The organism is Fangia hongkongensis FSC776 = DSM 21703 (assembly GCF_000379445.1).
GTDB lineage: Bacteria > Pseudomonadota > Gammaproteobacteria > Francisellales > Francisellaceae > Fangia > Fangia hongkongensis.
Genome location: NZ_KB902273.1, coordinates 112,195 through 127,378, shown reverse-complemented (window position 1 = coordinate 127,378; position 15,184 = coordinate 112,195). Strand labels below are relative to the sequence as shown.

13 protein-coding genes are annotated in these 15,184 nt (G+C 38.8%); 9 read left to right on the top strand and 4 right to left on the bottom strand.

The window, feature by feature from the left end:
- The first annotated feature begins 78 nt into the window (after positions 1 to 78).
- From murC to A37Q_RS0112860, 3 genes are read left to right on the top strand one after another with little or no spacing between them, the layout of a single operon-like run.
- Positions 79 to 1,545: a UDP-N-acetylmuramate--L-alanine ligase gene (gene murC, locus A37Q_RS0112870; RefSeq protein WP_018300697.1), complete on the top strand. Its 1,467-nt coding sequence runs from the start codon at positions 79 to 81 to the stop codon at positions 1,543 to 1,545.
- Positions 1,536 to 2,405: a 16S rRNA (cytidine(1402)-2'-O)-methyltransferase gene (gene rsmI, locus A37Q_RS0112865; RefSeq protein ID WP_018300696.1), complete on the top strand. Its 870-nt coding sequence runs from the start codon at positions 1,536 to 1,538 to the stop codon at positions 2,403 to 2,405. The genes murC and rsmI overlap by 10 nt, the downstream gene beginning before the upstream one ends.
- Positions 2,406 to 2,978, top strand: a complete 573-nt coding sequence (locus tag A37Q_RS0112860) for a YqeG family HAD IIIA-type phosphatase (RefSeq protein WP_018300695.1) — start codon at positions 2,406 to 2,408, stop codon at positions 2,976 to 2,978. It begins immediately after the preceding gene.
- Between the two features lie 10 nt (positions 2,979 to 2,988).
- Here A37Q_RS0112860 and udp read toward each other — a convergent pair whose 3' ends face one another.
- The gene (gene udp, locus A37Q_RS15520; RefSeq protein WP_018300694.1) at positions 2,989 to 3,825 is read right to left on the bottom strand and encodes a uridine phosphorylase; all 837 of its coding nucleotides are present in this window, start codon (positions 3,823 to 3,825) and stop codon (positions 2,989 to 2,991) included.
- A 344-nt stretch (positions 3,826 to 4,169) separates the two neighbouring features.
- On the opposite strand from udp, the gene A37Q_RS0112850 reads away from it, so the two are divergent.
- From A37Q_RS0112850 to A37Q_RS15515, 3 genes are all read left to right on the top strand, one after another.
- Positions 4,170 to 4,487 carry an ATP-dependent Clp protease adaptor ClpS gene (locus A37Q_RS0112850; RefSeq protein WP_018300693.1) on the top strand — a complete coding sequence of 106 codons (318 nt, stop codon included), beginning with the start codon at positions 4,170 to 4,172 and terminating at the stop codon, positions 4,485 to 4,487.
- A gap of 125 nt (positions 4,488 to 4,612) precedes the next feature.
- A complete protein-coding gene (gene clpA / locus A37Q_RS0112845; RefSeq protein WP_018300692.1) occupies positions 4,613 to 6,844 on the top strand; it encodes an ATP-dependent Clp protease ATP-binding subunit ClpA in 2,232 nt (743 codons plus the stop codon).
- Between the two features lie 11 nt (positions 6,845 to 6,855).
- Positions 6,856 to 7,311, top strand: coding sequence for a hypothetical protein (locus A37Q_RS15515; protein WP_018300691.1), 456 nt, complete (start codon positions 6,856 to 6,858; stop codon positions 7,309 to 7,311).
- Between the two features lie 12 nt (positions 7,312 to 7,323).
- Here the strand turns inward: A37Q_RS15515 and A37Q_RS0112835 are convergent, their stop codons facing one another.
- The gene (locus A37Q_RS0112835) at positions 7,324 to 8,598 is read right to left on the bottom strand and encodes a hypothetical protein (RefSeq protein WP_018300690.1); all 1,275 of its coding nucleotides are present in this window, start codon (positions 8,596 to 8,598) and stop codon (positions 7,324 to 7,326) included.
- 229 nt (positions 8,599 to 8,827) lie between these two features.
- Between A37Q_RS0112835 and A37Q_RS0112830 the strand changes: the two genes are divergently transcribed.
- Together A37Q_RS0112830 and A37Q_RS0112825 are read left to right on the top strand one after the other, a co-directional pair.
- Positions 8,828 to 9,337 (top strand): RipA family octameric membrane protein, encoded by a 510-nt coding sequence (locus tag A37Q_RS0112830; RefSeq protein WP_018300689.1) that lies wholly within the window; start codon positions 8,828 to 8,830, stop codon positions 9,335 to 9,337.
- A gap of 6 nt (positions 9,338 to 9,343) precedes the next feature.
- On the top strand, positions 9,344 to 10,624 hold the full coding sequence (locus A37Q_RS0112825) for an aspartate aminotransferase type Ic (protein ID WP_018300688.1): 1,281 nt from the start codon (positions 9,344 to 9,346) through the stop codon (positions 10,622 to 10,624).
- On the opposite strand, the gene A37Q_RS0112820 is transcribed toward A37Q_RS0112825, so the two are convergent.
- Positions 10,621 to 11,379 (bottom strand): SDR family NAD(P)-dependent oxidoreductase, encoded by a 759-nt coding sequence (locus tag A37Q_RS0112820; protein WP_018300687.1) that lies wholly within the window; start codon positions 11,377 to 11,379, stop codon positions 10,621 to 10,623. The two genes, A37Q_RS0112825 and A37Q_RS0112820, sit on opposite strands and share 4 nt — an antisense overlap.
- A 584-nt stretch (positions 11,380 to 11,963) precedes the next feature.
- Here A37Q_RS0112820 and A37Q_RS0112810 point away from each other — a divergent pair.
- Positions 11,964 to 13,322: a DUF3573 domain-containing protein gene (locus A37Q_RS0112810; RefSeq protein WP_018300685.1), complete on the top strand. Its 1,359-nt coding sequence runs from the start codon at positions 11,964 to 11,966 to the stop codon at positions 13,320 to 13,322.
- A gap of 27 nt (positions 13,323 to 13,349) precedes the next feature.
- Here the strand turns inward: A37Q_RS0112810 and ggt are convergent, their stop codons facing one another.
- The gene (gene ggt / locus A37Q_RS0112805) at positions 13,350 to 15,047 is read right to left on the bottom strand and encodes a gamma-glutamyltransferase (protein WP_154648705.1); all 1,698 of its coding nucleotides are present in this window, start codon (positions 15,045 to 15,047) and stop codon (positions 13,350 to 13,352) included.
- Positions 15,048 to 15,184 lie beyond the last annotated feature (137 nt).

The following is a 15,184-nucleotide window of genomic DNA, read 5'->3' as shown; positions in this document are numbered from 1 at the left end:
GATCTTTGTATGTGACGAGCGTAGCTTATTTATTTTATTAATAGCAAGAAAAATCTCTCAAAGTACTTTTAGTGTACTATGGACGAACAAAAAGCAAATCAATTGGGCTTTTATTGTTATTTGTATTATGATGTGTTGCAGCATTTTTTTGTATATAACCCTATGATAAATAAACAGCGCACTCTACATTATCACTTCATTGGCATTGGCGGCATTGGTATGTCTGCTTTAGCACTTTTATCTCTTGAAAAAGGCATCAAAGTTACAGGTTCTGATTTGAATTCAAGTATACTGACTGACAAACTGATTCAAGCTGGCGCAGAGATTCACTTTGAACACAAAGAATTAAATGCTAGTCATATTGATAAAGTGATTTACTCATCTGCTATACATCCTGATAACCCTGAATACAAAAGTGCCAAAACACAACAAATCACCCTTTGTCACCGTGCTGAGCTATTAGAAGAGCTAAGCATGTCTTATCATCACAAAATTGCCATCACAGGCACACATGGTAAAACCACTGTATCATCGCTTTTTGCCCACACAATGAGTGAGCTATCCTTAGAGCCAAGTTATGTGCTTGGAGGAGAAGTGCATACACTCAAAAATCACGGTCATCACAGCCAAACAAGTAATGATTATTTTATCTATGAAGCTGATGAAAGCGATGCTTCTTTGTCCTGTTTTAAACCCTCATTTGGTGTAATCACCAATATTGATAAAGACCATATGGCGACTTTTGAACATCAAGATCAAAAACTACTCGCCCTATTTTCACAATTTACTGATAATTTAGCCTCTGAGGGAGTACTATTTCTTGGCATTGATGACAGTGGCATACAAAATTTAACAACAATTATTAAAAGAAACTATATCTCATATGGCTTTGCAGAGAGTGCGAAAATCAAGGCGCTAAACTATCAGCAACAAGAGGGTGTATCATACTTTGATGTTGATTATTTTGGCACAATAGTAAAAGGGTTTGAGCTTTATTTACCCGGAAAACATAATGTGCTGAATGCCCTTTCTGTGATTGGGCTGATGTTAAAGCTTGGCATTGATGTTAACGCTATCCAAAAAGCAATTGCTAACTTTAAAGGTGTTAAAAGACGCTTTGATTGCTACCAAACTTCTATTGCGAATAAATCCATTACTTTAATCGATGATTACGGACATCATCCAAAGGAAATTGCGGTGACTCTAGAAGCCATTAAACTTCGTTTTCCTAAAAGGCGTATTATTCATATTTTTCAACCGCACCGCTATTCACGCACACATGATTTATTTAATGAGTTTATTACTGTATTAAAAAAACCTGATATCCTTTTACTAATGGATATATACGCAGCGGGTGAAAAGCCTATCGAGAAAATTACTGCAAAAGAGATAGCAACACACTTAGCAAGCACACAAAAAAATTGCTACTATACTGGCGATTTTAACTCTGTACATTGTCAATTAAACAATGTGATTGAAGAAAATGATATTGTATTGCTGCAAGGGGCTGGCGATATTGCAAAACTGGTGAATACATGGATTTGAAAAACAAAGTTGAATCTGGCGTATTGTATATCGTTTCCACACCTATTGGGAACTTGAAAGACATTACTTTACGTGCACTTGATATACTAAAAGAAGCCAGCATTATTTTTGCTGAAGACACCAGAGTCTCTAGGCAGTTATTACAAAAATATGCCATCACACCGCCTAAGATGCTTTCTTGCCATGAACACAATGAAAAAGAACGCATTTCACAAATAATCACAGCGCTTGATAATAATGAGGTTGTCGTTCTTGTCAGTGATGCAGGAACCCCGCTTATTTCTGACCCCGGTTTTATTATCTGTCAAAACCTACGTGAAAAGGGCTATAAAATTGTTCCCATTCCGGGTGTGAGTGCACTTATTACCGCACTATCAGCATCAGGACTTCCTTCAGATGCATTTCAGTTTCATGGGTTTTTTCCTGTAAAGAGTACTGCTCGGCTTAACCTGCTAAATTCAATAAAGCCACTTCACATGACGCATATTTTTTACGAGTCAACACACAGAATTACCTCGACACTTGAGTCAATAAATAACGTACTTGCTGATCGATGCATTGTTGTTGCCAAAGAACTCACCAAACAATATGAGCATTTTTTTATCGGCAATGCAGCTGAGATACAACAGAAATTTAACGATGATCCATTGTTATGTAAGGGGGAGTTTGTTATTTTGATTCAAGGCGAACAGCAAACGCATAATACTGATGACACTTCTATTAATAGCGAACATGTATTATCTGTATTACTACGTGAGCTGCCTTTGAAACAAGCGGTGAAGCTTGCAGCTGATATTACAGGGTTAAAGAAGAATAGTTTATATAAAAAGGCGCTCGCGCTTGAGGCACATGATAAGTAGATGGGAAAGTTATATTTTACCTTAAAAGAGAGCTTTAAAGCCAAAAAGAAGCTAAAGGCAATCAGGCAAAAAAAACATAGGCTCACAAGCGTGACATCGCTTAGTCCTCTATTACTGCAAAAGGCGAATGTTCAGTATTTAGCACTCGATTTTGATGGTGTTTTAGCAGCACATGGTCAACCGCTTCCAAGTGAGTCCATTAAAAATTGGCTCAGCACTTTTTGCGAGCGATTTCCTCAGGAGCATATTTTCATCCTCTCAAATAAGCCTACTCTAGAGAGGAAGTCATATTTTGAAAAATACTTCCCAAAGATCCGTTTCATTGATAATGTGCGCAAAAAGCCCTACCCAGATGGATTACAACAAATTCAAACACTTGCTAAATGCAAAAGTTATGAAATCGCTTTAGTCGATGATCGCTTACTAACTGGATGTTTAGCTTGTATTCTAGCAGGTGCGTATCCCATTTTGATTACCAAACCCTTTAGTAATTTTAAAAGACGTCCCTTTCAAGAAAGCTTCTTTGGGCTATTACGCTGGATTGAAAAAAAGCTTTTTTCCATTCCCAGTTAATAACACAAAATTAAGCATCCTCTAGCTCTTTATGGCTGGGCGCTTTAAGCTGCTTCTCAGATAGACTCTCAGAAATTGCCGATTTGATCACTTCAACACAACTATTAACACCCTTTTTGTATACCGTATGGTTTAATGCTTCAGACTGAGTGCGATTTGCCATTACTGTATAAATTGCTGCCGCATGAAGCTTAAGTGCACTACACACAACAAAAAGTGCAGAAGACTCCATTTCGAAGTTCAGCACATTCAACTTCTGCCACTCCTGCAGTGAGTCTTGAAATTGTTTTCTGACATAACCACTAAAGCTATCATACCGCTCTTGCCCCGGATAGAATGTGTCTGAAGAAGCTGTAATCCCAAAATGTGTTTCTTCTTTATGGAGGCGCGACTGTTTAATTAAGCTTTGTGTTAATTCAAAATCAGCCACCGCAGGGTAGCCTTCTGGCGCATAATGAAATGATGTCCCATCAAGCCTTACCGACGCTGTAGATACAATCAAACTTCCAAGTGAGATATTTTTTTGTATCGCACCAGTGGTTCCAATACGAATGTAGTGTGTAATTCCAAGACACGCGAGCTCCTCAACTGCGATGGAAACCGATGGGCCACCCATTCCAGTAGAACATACAAGCACGGGCTCATTATCAATATAAGCGAGATAAGAGGTATACTCCCGATTTTGTGCAAGTGAGATACAATTGTCATCAATCTGATTTGCAATCGATGCGACACGCCCTGGATCCCCAGGCAAAATAGCATAACGCGCGCCCTTAAGCATCTCTTTAGATAAACCAACATGATACATTTTTTCACTACTTGCTATTGATTGTGGCTTCTTTTCCATGCTACTACTCCAAATTTGTCAGCCCAAAAAAGCATTCTGCTAATTGTAAATGGAAAAAACAATAGCAATCACGGCATTTTTGAATATTTACAACCAAATCATAATTTTTTAAATACTGCAACTGCGAAATAAATAGCCAACTTAGCCACCAATTGTTTTTTCTTTAACAACACACTTTAAAGCATACCTATAGATACCTCCGGTAAACTTAACTTATTTTTTTATCAACTCCCTCAATACAAAAAAGATGAATATTTACTATAAATTCTTGATTTTGTAATACAAATTTGGTGTAATACAGCCACTTGGTTAAAACGTAACCTACTTTATGGGAGTTGAGTGAAATGACAAGCTTGAGTATTGAGTCGCCTATCAGCAAAAGTGTTGAGCATTCATGCGCCTATCACAGTGAATCATTTAGCCGTAAAGTATATGTATATAATGATAACTTTACGCCAATGGAATTTGTTGTTGATGTACTAGAACGCGTATTTAAAATGGACGAGAGAACCTCTGAACGTACGACAATGAAAGCACACTTTGATGGCAAAGCGTTGTGCGGTGAATTTCCAAAGGATATTGCAGAGACGATGGCTTATACTGCAATGGATATTGCAAGGGCGAAAGGACATCCACTTTTATTTTTAACTGCAAATAAATAACCTCCAATAAAATCTCTTCTCGTTAAATTACTACAAAAGGGCAAGAGTTTTTCATATTCAAGTTTTTTTGTACCAGCAATTGGTCTATGATAAAGATAAGGATCACGAACAGTTGCAGGTGTCATATGCTAAGTAAGGAATTAGAGTTAACGTTAAATCAGGCGTTTCAATATGCCAGAGACCTTAAGCATGAATATTTGACTGTTGAGCACTTGCTAAGCGCACTCCTTGATAATGCAGATGCAAAAAAGGTACTCAAGGCTTGCGGTGCTGACATTGCAAGACTACGAGGAGCACTCAATAGCTTTATTGATCAATCGACCCCAAAAATTGTTGAAGAAGGTAAAGACACACAGCCAACACTTGGGTTTCAACGTGTGCTACAGCGTGCTGTGTTTCATGTACAATCTTCTGGTCGAAGCGAGGTGCAAGGGTCAAATGTTCTTGTGGCAATTTTTAGTGAACAAGACTCTCAAGCAGTCAGTTTACTGAAACAAGAAAATGTTACACGCTTGGATGTCGTCAACTATTTATCGCATGGCGTTTCAAACTCATCAAGTTCATCACAACAAGCACAGCAAACAGTCTCAGCGCCCTCTGAAGAACAAAGAGAAAAAACACCGCTTGAGCTGTATGCAGTTAATTTAAATGAGCGTGCCAAAGCAGGTAAAATTGATCGTTTAATTGGCAGAGACTATGAGGTTGAACGTGTCGTTCAAGTGCTTTGTCGCCGGCGTAAAAATAACCCACTTCTTGTTGGCGAGGCTGGTGTTGGTAAAACGGCTATTGCTGAGGGGCTTGCGAAGAAAATTGTTGATGCACAAGTGCCAAAAGTATTATCAAACGGCGTTATTTATTCGCTAGATATGGGCACATTGCTTGCTGGAACGAAATATCGTGGTGATTTTGAAAAGCGTTTTAAGGAAGTACTAAAACAACTTCAAGAGCAAGAAGGTGCTATTTTATTTATTGATGAAATCCATACAATTGTAGGCGCTGGCGCTGCCTCCGGTGGCGTTATGGACGCATCAAATTTAATTAAACCTGCGCTTGCCTCAGGTGATTTGAAATGTATTGGTTCCACGACTTATCAAGAATATCGCACCATCTTTGAAAAAGACCATGCTTTGGCAAGACGCTTTCAAAAAGTTGATGTTGAAGAACCAACTATTGAGCAAACCTATGAAATTTTAAAAGGTCTTAAGCCTTACTTTGAAGACCATCACAATATCAAATATACACTCCCTGCACTGCATGCAGCAGCAGAGCTTTCGGCTAAATACATTGCAGAGCGATTTCTACCGGATAAGGCGATTGATGTCATTGATGAGCTGGGTGCATTCCAGCAAACTACGACTGCCAAAAGGAAAAAGCTCATCAACGTTACCGATGTTGAAAACATGGTGGCACGTCTTGCACGTATTCCTGCCAAAACCGTCTCTAGCTCCGACAAAGACTCTATGGCTTCTTTAGGCAAAGATTTAAAAATGCTGGTTTATGGTCAAGATAATGCTATTGAAGCTATGGTTGACACCATTAAACTTGCCAGAGCAGGACTCAGAGATCCAGATAAGCCGTGGGGATCATTTTTATTTGCCGGCCCAACTGGGGTGGGTAAAACCGAGGTAACACAACAGCTTGCTAATTTACTGGGTGTTGAGCTATTGCGTTTTGACATGTCTGAATATATGGAGCGCCACACCGTCTCAAGGTTGATTGGCTCACCTCCTGGCTATGTTGGCTATGAAGAAGGTGGGCTTCTCACTGAAGCTGTGATGAAGCACCCTTATGCTGTCGTGCTTCTGGATGAAATAGAAAAAGCACACCCAGATATTTATAACCTATTATTACAGGTAATGGATCACGGCACCTTAACAGATAACAATGGCCGAAAAGCTGACTTTAGAAATATCATCTTGATTATGACGACCAATGCTGGCGCCTTTGAATCACAGAAAAATGTGATGGGCTTTGCAGAGCAGGATAATCGCCCAGATAGTATGGAAGCACTTAAACGTGTTTTCACCCCTGAATTTCGTAATCGCTTAGATGCTGTGATTCAATTTGAGTCTTTATCTAAAGATGATGTGAAATCAGTTGTTGATAAGTTCTTGGCACAGCTTCAAGGGCAGCTTGATCAACGAGGGGTATCACTTGAGGTGGATGAAAAAGCAAAAGACTGGCTAGCCGAACACGGTTATGATGAAAAAATGGGGGCTCGTCCTATGTCACGATTAATCCAAGAGCAAATCAAAAAACAACTGGCCGAGGAGATTTTATTTGGTAAACTATCTTCCGGTGGGCGCGCTGAGTTGACTGCAAATAAAAAAGGCGAGCTTACATTCGTTTATAGCTAGGATTATCACCCATGAATATCGTGTTTACAAAAAAGCTAGCGACTGCGCTTTTTGCCTTTTCTACACTCGCTCTCATTGCAGGGTGCACATCAAATACAGGCTATCATCAATATAATATAAATCAGGCATTTGAAAAAATGCCCTCAGATGTAAAGGCAAAAACAGATGACTTTAAATACTATTTTGGTCAAAACTCAGCGCCTTATTTCTCGAAAAAATTAGGGCCCATCTCAACCAGTAATCGCACTAATGCTGTTGCCAAGGAGCCTGTTATTTCTTGTAATTGGGTTTTTTATTCGGCACTGATTGATATGAAAATTCAAGCACAGAAACTCGGAGGTAATGCGGTTGGAAACATCCAGTCAAACTGGCAAGGCATTGCAAATAACAGTAACACCACTTATGTGTGTGAAAATGGTCTACTAATGTCTGGCGTGGCCTTTAAGGGTGATGCACTTAAAATTTAATATAATGCCAAATTATCTTCTCAATGCTTGCCTTAGAGGGTCACCCCGCCTAAAGACTGGATTGCTAAACTCTTTTTGTGGCACTGTATTTTCTAAAGCAGATGCTAAATCAGCAAAATAGGAATGATAAATATTTGGACTGATATATTCATCAATATACTTTTTCCTTGTAATCATCTGTGGAATATGAAAATAAATAAGATTGCTGATTGATTTGATATATGAAGGTACAACAATAGGCGTTTGATTAACTAACGATCGTTTAAGCTGTGCTTGATATTGCTGGATCTGTGACCTAAACGATAAACTATCTAATTTTTCAAGCTTAAATGAAACTTCAATTATTTTCAAAATATGCAATAAATATACTATCTCCATATATTTTTGAGTCCTCCTAATAGTAAATACAGACTCGCTATTTGTAATTGGAAACCCTGCAACCTTTTGCTTTATATTTCCCCACACTCGGTGTAGACCAAAAGCACCTAAGCCATATCTTATTGACGCCTCTTCAGGGACATTTGACAACATGTGTAAATCCCCAATAATGCGAAATTGCTTCAAATAGAACAAAATAATTTCATCTCGATCATCAAGAGATTCGACATGATTTTTGGCCTCTAGCAAAGCTATATCCACCTCTGTGAAAGGCGATATTTTTGGAACATATCTTTCCATGCTCGGAATCTTATTTAAATAATTGCCAACTCCAAAAAACACAAATCGGAGTTTTTCACTTTGTAAGCAATCTGCTTGTGAAGATATTGATCGAGGAAAATAACTGGACATATTGCCAGGTACAGGATCAAAGCAAAATAGGCATATTTTTTTTGGATTCATAAACTTAGAAAGCTGCTTGGCTAAAAAAACTGCAGAAAAACAACCTCTACTAAAGCCACTTAATATAATGTTATCGTAGTGGGATTCATTGTGGACCAATTCTGTTGTCGTCCCAATCGGGGAAAAAAACCTTCTTAATAGCCTTGGACTATCGTTACCCCTCCCCTTTTTTCTGTTTTCACTTATCCTATTGTTATATCTACTGTGCAAGTCGCTAGGGTTTCTAAGTTTATCTGCTAATATCTTAGCTGTTAGCTCAAGTTTAGGAAAAATAAAATCTAATGTGTTATGACCGCAGCCCGTAACTACATACCCATCTAATTTTCTGTCACTACCAATATAGTATTTTAAGGCACTATAATTGCTAAACTGTACTCTATTAAAATCTCCTGTCCCTGAGAAATAAATAAAAAGAGACTTTCCTGATTTTTCATTTTCCAAATACATTTTTCCCCCACAAAAATGAAATAGGCTATGTTTATTTTCCTGTGTTTATTCCTTAAAGAAAAGTAAAGTGACTAAAGCTTCATAAAATTACACTCCGTTACCATTCTTATGATTTCAGTATTTTAGGTCGGTGTCGATTGAATAACTGGATATTTGCTACAATTCCGATTACCATAAGGCTATAAAAACAAATTAAATTCGATGATTTTAATAATGGAGTTTACGCCCTATGAGTCGTTATAATGACGCCAATATAGATAAGCTATGGAATGAAGAGCAGGACAATTTCAGTAATGAGCAGTATTACTCTCTTTTGATCGAGCAATATAAAATTTATGTCGAAATGGCTGACAGAGCAAGCTTTCGCCGTGTTTCTATCAACTTGTTTTTCCTAATTGTTAACATCCTTGTTGTGGGAATCATGGCACTTGGCATTAGTCGCTCCAGCACAGAGCTGTCACTTGGTCTTTTAGTACTGCCTCTTTTGGGGCTTCTTGCTATTTGCTATTGCTGGTGGCGTGTGGTTCGCTTTTATCGCCATACTGTTAATATTAAAGAGCAGGTAATTGGTGCGCTGGAAAAACGATTGCCCTCAAGCCCTATTTTTTCGGCTGAGCGTGTAACCGCAGAGCAAAAAGGATCCTTCGCGCCACTTAAGCGCCTTGAAACCTATATGCCATTTATCTTTATGTTGTTATATGTTGGAATTTATATTTATCTACTGGTTTCTTGGAGTTAATAAAAGATGATTGCAAGCACTTCTACTGAAAACGAGCTGCTATTAAAAGCCTTGTATGAGCGTTATCAAAACCTTAAAGCACAGAATCTTTCCCTTGATTTAACACGCGGAAAACCTTCAAAGGAACAGCTTTCTCTCTCTGATGACATTCTCACAAACATAAGCGCTGAAGAGGCTAGAGAAGCACCTGATTATAGGAACTACAGCACACCCCAGTTTTTAACTGGGCTCCCAGAGGCAAAAAAACTCTTCTCTGATGTACTGTCAATTCCACAAGAGAATATTATCATTGGTGGTAATTCCTCTTTAAGCTTGATGTATGACACCATCATCCGTGCCCTGTTGATAAAGCTTCCTCAAGCATCAAAAAGCTGGTCTGAACAAGGAAAAATCAAGTTCCTATGCCCAACGCCTGGATATGATCGACATTTTGGCATTTGTGAGGCACTTGGTATTGAAATGATTAATGTTCCTTTAACCGGTCATGGTCCTGACATGGACTATGTAGAAAAATTGCTATTAGATGATCCACAAATTAAAGGAATGTGGTGTGTGCCACAATATAGTAATCCAACTGGTGAAATCTATAGTGATGAAACTGTATTGCGCTTAGCTCGCATGAAAACGGCAGCTAGCGACTTTAGAATTTTCTGGGATAATGCCTATGCAATGCACCATTTGGATTTCAGCTCTGAAAACAAATATGTTAAAAACATATTAAAAGCAGCTAAAGATGCGGGCAACCCAGATCGTGTATTTATGTATGCATCAACTTCTAAAATCACCTATGCCGGTGCTGGAGTGGCAATCATTGCTGCGAATGAGGCAAATATCGCTTGGTTTCAAAAGCAACTTAGCTTCCAAAGCATAGGCTATGACAAAATAAATCAGCTAAGACACCTCAAGCTTTTACCATCAAAAGATGCTTTTCTTTCTCATATGAAAGCACATGCTGAGATACTTAAACCTAAATTTGATGCCGTTGATGAGATTTTAACAAAAGAGCTTGGCAACTTGGGTGAATATGCCACGTGGATTAAGCCTGAAGGCGGGTATTTTATTAGCTTTAACACCCAAAACAACTTAGCCAAAAAAGTCGTTAATATGGCAGCTGAAGCGGGAGTTAAGCTCACAAAAGCAGGAGCAACTTTCCCTTATGGAATAGACCCAAGTGACGCAAATATTCGTATTGCACCTTCCTTGCCATCAGTTGATGAAATCAAGCGCGCGACAGAAGTCTTAGCCGTTGTCACAAAAATTGCAACACTAGAGCGCATTGATCTCTAAGCGTTTTCTAGAGGCTGATCAGCCTTTTTAGCATTGGATAAGCTCCCATCTTTGCCAACCAAAGCACTATTTCTCATCTCAATAAATGGAATGGCAGTCTGCCTTCCAACAGTTAATAGATAATCAACTGTCGCAACAATATCTGTAAGCTGGATTTTATCGGCATTTTCCAAACTTACACCTCTGGTCATATCCGTATCAATCACACCTGGACAAATTGCTGTCACTTGAATGCCTTGTGGGACATACTTTGCAAATAAAGCCTCGGTTAAACCACTGACTGCGAATTTGCTGGCACCATATCCGCCCATTCTAGGCAAAGACCTTCTACCTGACATAGAAGATAGGTTCATAATATAGCCTGATTTTTGCTCAGCCATTTTCTCTAGAACTGCTTTTGCAACAGCAAACACACCCATCACATTGATATTTAACATGCTTTGCATATCACTGATAGAAAGCTCATCTGTTCCAGCTAATGCAACCCCAGCATTATTAAACAAAACATCAACTTGCTTTGTACTTTGACAAATTTTCTGAGTCAGCTGATAGGATTTTTCTGCATCACCAATATCAGATGCATATATACTCACCTCAGCATCCGGGGACTCTATTTCTATCGCTAATTTTGCCTCTGTTAATTTGGCTTGATCTCTTGCAATCAATGCTAAATCATAGCCTGATTTTGCTAAATATTTGGCAACAGCGAATCCAATACCCCTACTTCCACCTGTTACGATTGCAAATTTTCTCATCTCACTTCCTTTATTCTATTAACAGCCAAGCAATACTAGCATATAAAGCTCGCTTAGCTATACACGAACAGGCATTAAGAAAGTGAATCGGTGATTTTTTGCTAACCTTGTAGTTCAGCACACCCCCTGCTCATCGGCATTATGCATTGGGAACATAAAAGGGAACAAGTGTATAATTGTGGAATATTAGGAAGTCTATACCACTCGCGAATCATTTTGCGGTGTTTAATGTTGAAGCAGTTTTTGATAGTTTTGAGTCATTGGGTTGCAGGTAATAGCTCGGACTATTAGCAATATCTGATGACTCAAAAGAACAAGAAATTCAATGGCAGAAATAGGGTGAAATGGTTTGCGGGTGGTATAACAGTAGCATAGCCAAAAAATGGTGGTTTTATCAATGTAAGACTTCTTAAGAAGTGTAAAACTTTCATAAAGCTTTCCATCTCTATATGTACATTTGGATTGAACTTGGTATGATTCTGCCACTTTTATTAACATAAGATATATCATCAGCATAATCCCTGATTACAGTGGTAGCATTTGTTGATAATATAAACCTAACATTGAGAATTTAACGCTTAATCATGAAAATAAAATCTATTACAACCTCTATTTTAGCTTTAAGCATTGCCTCTACTTATACGAGCTATGCTGCTGATACCAATAACGACAATGTTACCGATGCTAATGAAAATACATCCGTTCAAGCGCAAATTGCCGAGTTAAAAGCACAAATTGCTACACTTGAGAAAAACCAGCAATCACTATCATCTGGACAAACAACGGTCAAAGAGAAAAACCCTGATCAAAAGGGTGTGACACAACAAGGATCCTTAAGTCTGTTGGAGCTAGATAATGCAAAGGGCAGCGTTCCTTTTGGCTTGATGCCCTCATCACAATATCCGCTTGCGCTCTTGCAAGCGCGTAACGATTATGGAGACAATGCGCTTATCTTTGGTGGCTATATTGAATCTGACACACAGGGTTGGTGGGGAGATGATATGCCTGCTTATGAAGGTACAGATACTCTTAATAAAGTCAGCTATAAATCAGGATATGGCACTTATATCACAACAGGTAGAATGTATGCTGTTTCAAACTTAGGTAAATATGTGCAAGCAAACTTAACCCTAGAAGGCTCACAAAGTACTGATGTTTTTGTTAAAGAAGCCTTTGTGACCTTTGGTAACTTAGCTACTACTCCTTTTTATGCCACAGTGGGTAAAACACGGATGTCTTTGGGTACCTTTAATGGTGGTGCTCCGTGGGTCGGTGGTCTAACGCAAATGCTATTTCGACCTGGTTATGAATCCAATGTGACACTTGGCTATGCTAAAGACAATTTTGTTGCTAATTTATCGCTCTTTAATGGTGGATCTGATACCAGTACAAATGCACTGTATAGCATGGCATATGGCAATAACATCGGTAAATTTGAATACTCGGGTATTGTAGGTTATGTTTATAACTGGCAAGGCACTGACATGGGCGCACTGAACCAGTCAAGCAGTGTAACAGGCAGCAATAAAATTCCAGAAAATGACAGAAACTCTGTAATTAATTTTGATGGAAAATTAGGCTATAACAATTATGGGCTTTCAGGCGGCTATGCAACAACAACCTTCTCAAAAGCTTATACGAATAATGCCAGAGCAAGCGCATGGTATTTACAAGGCACTTACTCTACCCCAATATTCAACCGTGAAACGGCTTTTTCCATCTCTTATAACCGCGCCTATAACACACAAAACCTTGCCGTTCAGTTAGGTGGTGATGCCAAAGATGGCTATAATATCATGGGGGTGAGAGAGCTTTATACAGCAAGTATGCAAAGGCCATTTTTCACTGACAATGTATTAGTTGGTTTAGAGTATGGCAGAATGATTACCTATTCAAACTTGGTATCAAATGAAGTGACGCTTGATTTATCAGTGTATATCTAACAAACGCCTTGCCTCTTTATAACGTATCTATGCGGCTAACGCCCCAGATCGCCTTGGGTCAGCAGCGCCATAAAAATGTCCATTTTTCAACATAACTGACTCAGCTGCCCCCATTGCTGGAAGTAAGCTGACTTTATGTCCCATTTTCTTAAGAAGCTCAATTGTATCAGGGCTAATACCTTGCTCTATCCTAATCTCATCTGGCCACAGCTGGCTGTGTACTCGCGGCAAACTCACTGCAGTTTGTAAGTTATAGCCGTACTCAAGCACATTAAGAATAACCTGTAACGTCGTTGTGATAATACGGCTACCACCGGGAGAACCTGTTGCAAAATACGGCTCACCTTCTTTATTCAGCACGATAGTTGGTGTCATTGAGCTTAATGGTTGTTTCCCGGGAGCAATATTATTTGCCTCACCTTGAATCAATCCATAAGCATTTGCCACACCAACTTTGGCAGTAAAGTCATCCATTTCATTATTCAGCAAAAACCCAAGTCCATTTGCACTGATGCCACTACCGTAGGAATAGTTCAATGTGTAGGTATTTGATACCATATTTCCCTCTTTATCCACGACAGAATATTGAGTGGTTTGATTGCTCTCTAAGTCATCTGGCTTTATTTTGCTGATTGCTGATGCTGGGGTATGCTCCTTTGGATCTATTTTAGCTGCAATTGAAGCTGCGTACTTCTTAGATAGAAGTTCAGATAAATCCATTTTAATAAAATGCGGATCACCAAGATCACTGTTCCGATCATTATAGGCATAATTCATTGCTTCAGTCATGACATGAATGGCCTTTGCACTGTTAGCACCGTATTCTTTAAGTGGAAAATTCTCAAGAATATTCAAGAGCTCAACAAGGATGACACCACCTGAACTTGGCGGTGGCATAGAATAAACTGTATATCCTTTATAATTACCTTTAACAGGCTCTACAATCTCTGCTTTGTAACTATTTAAGTCCTTTAAAGTGATCAACCCACCGTTGTCTTTAAAGTCTTTAGCAAGCCTCTTAGCAATCTCTCCATGATAAAAGTCTTTACCATTTGTCTTTGCAATTCTCTCTAATGTCCAAGCAAGTTGAGGCTGCTTAAAGCGCTCTCCCGGTAAATAGCTACTACCGTCTTTTTTAAAGAAAATCGCCATCGATGCTTTTGATTTACTCAACCATGGTTTTGCCTCTAATAAAGAAAGATAAAGTGGATAGTTCATCACAAATCCTTCCTTGGCAAGTTTAATAGCAGGCGCCATCACTTGAGCCAAAGAAAGCTTTCCATAGGTTTTTTGCGCTAGTATCAACCCTGCAACTGTGCCAGGTGTACCAGAGGCAAGGTACGTGCCTGAAATTTTATTTCGATCGACCTCTTTTTTCTCATTTAAATACATATCTGAACTGGCTAAAAGCGGGGCTTTTTCGCGATAATTAATTGCAATGGATTTTTTCTCTTTATTAAGCCATACAACCATAAAACCACCGCCCCCTAAATTCCCAGCCTTTGGCAAGGTGACAGCCAAAGCAAAGCCAGTTGCTACCGCAGCATCAACCGCATTACCACCTTGTTGTAAAATTTCAGCACCTGCTTTGCTGGCAAGTGCCTCTTGAGAGGCAACAACTCCTGAGGATGTTTCCACTGGGTAAAATCGCTCATCTCCTTCTTGTAATACCTCTGCTGAAAATAGCAGTTGAGATAACATTGAACAGAGTAATCCTGATAACATTAATGATTTGATAATCTTCCACATATAACTTTTCCCTCTTATTGCCATGTGAAAGATTAGTGTACTTGAATTTGTGTGAGAAAATAAATAAAAATTATACCGCCAAAACTATATTGATTAGTGAGTTGTTTATTACT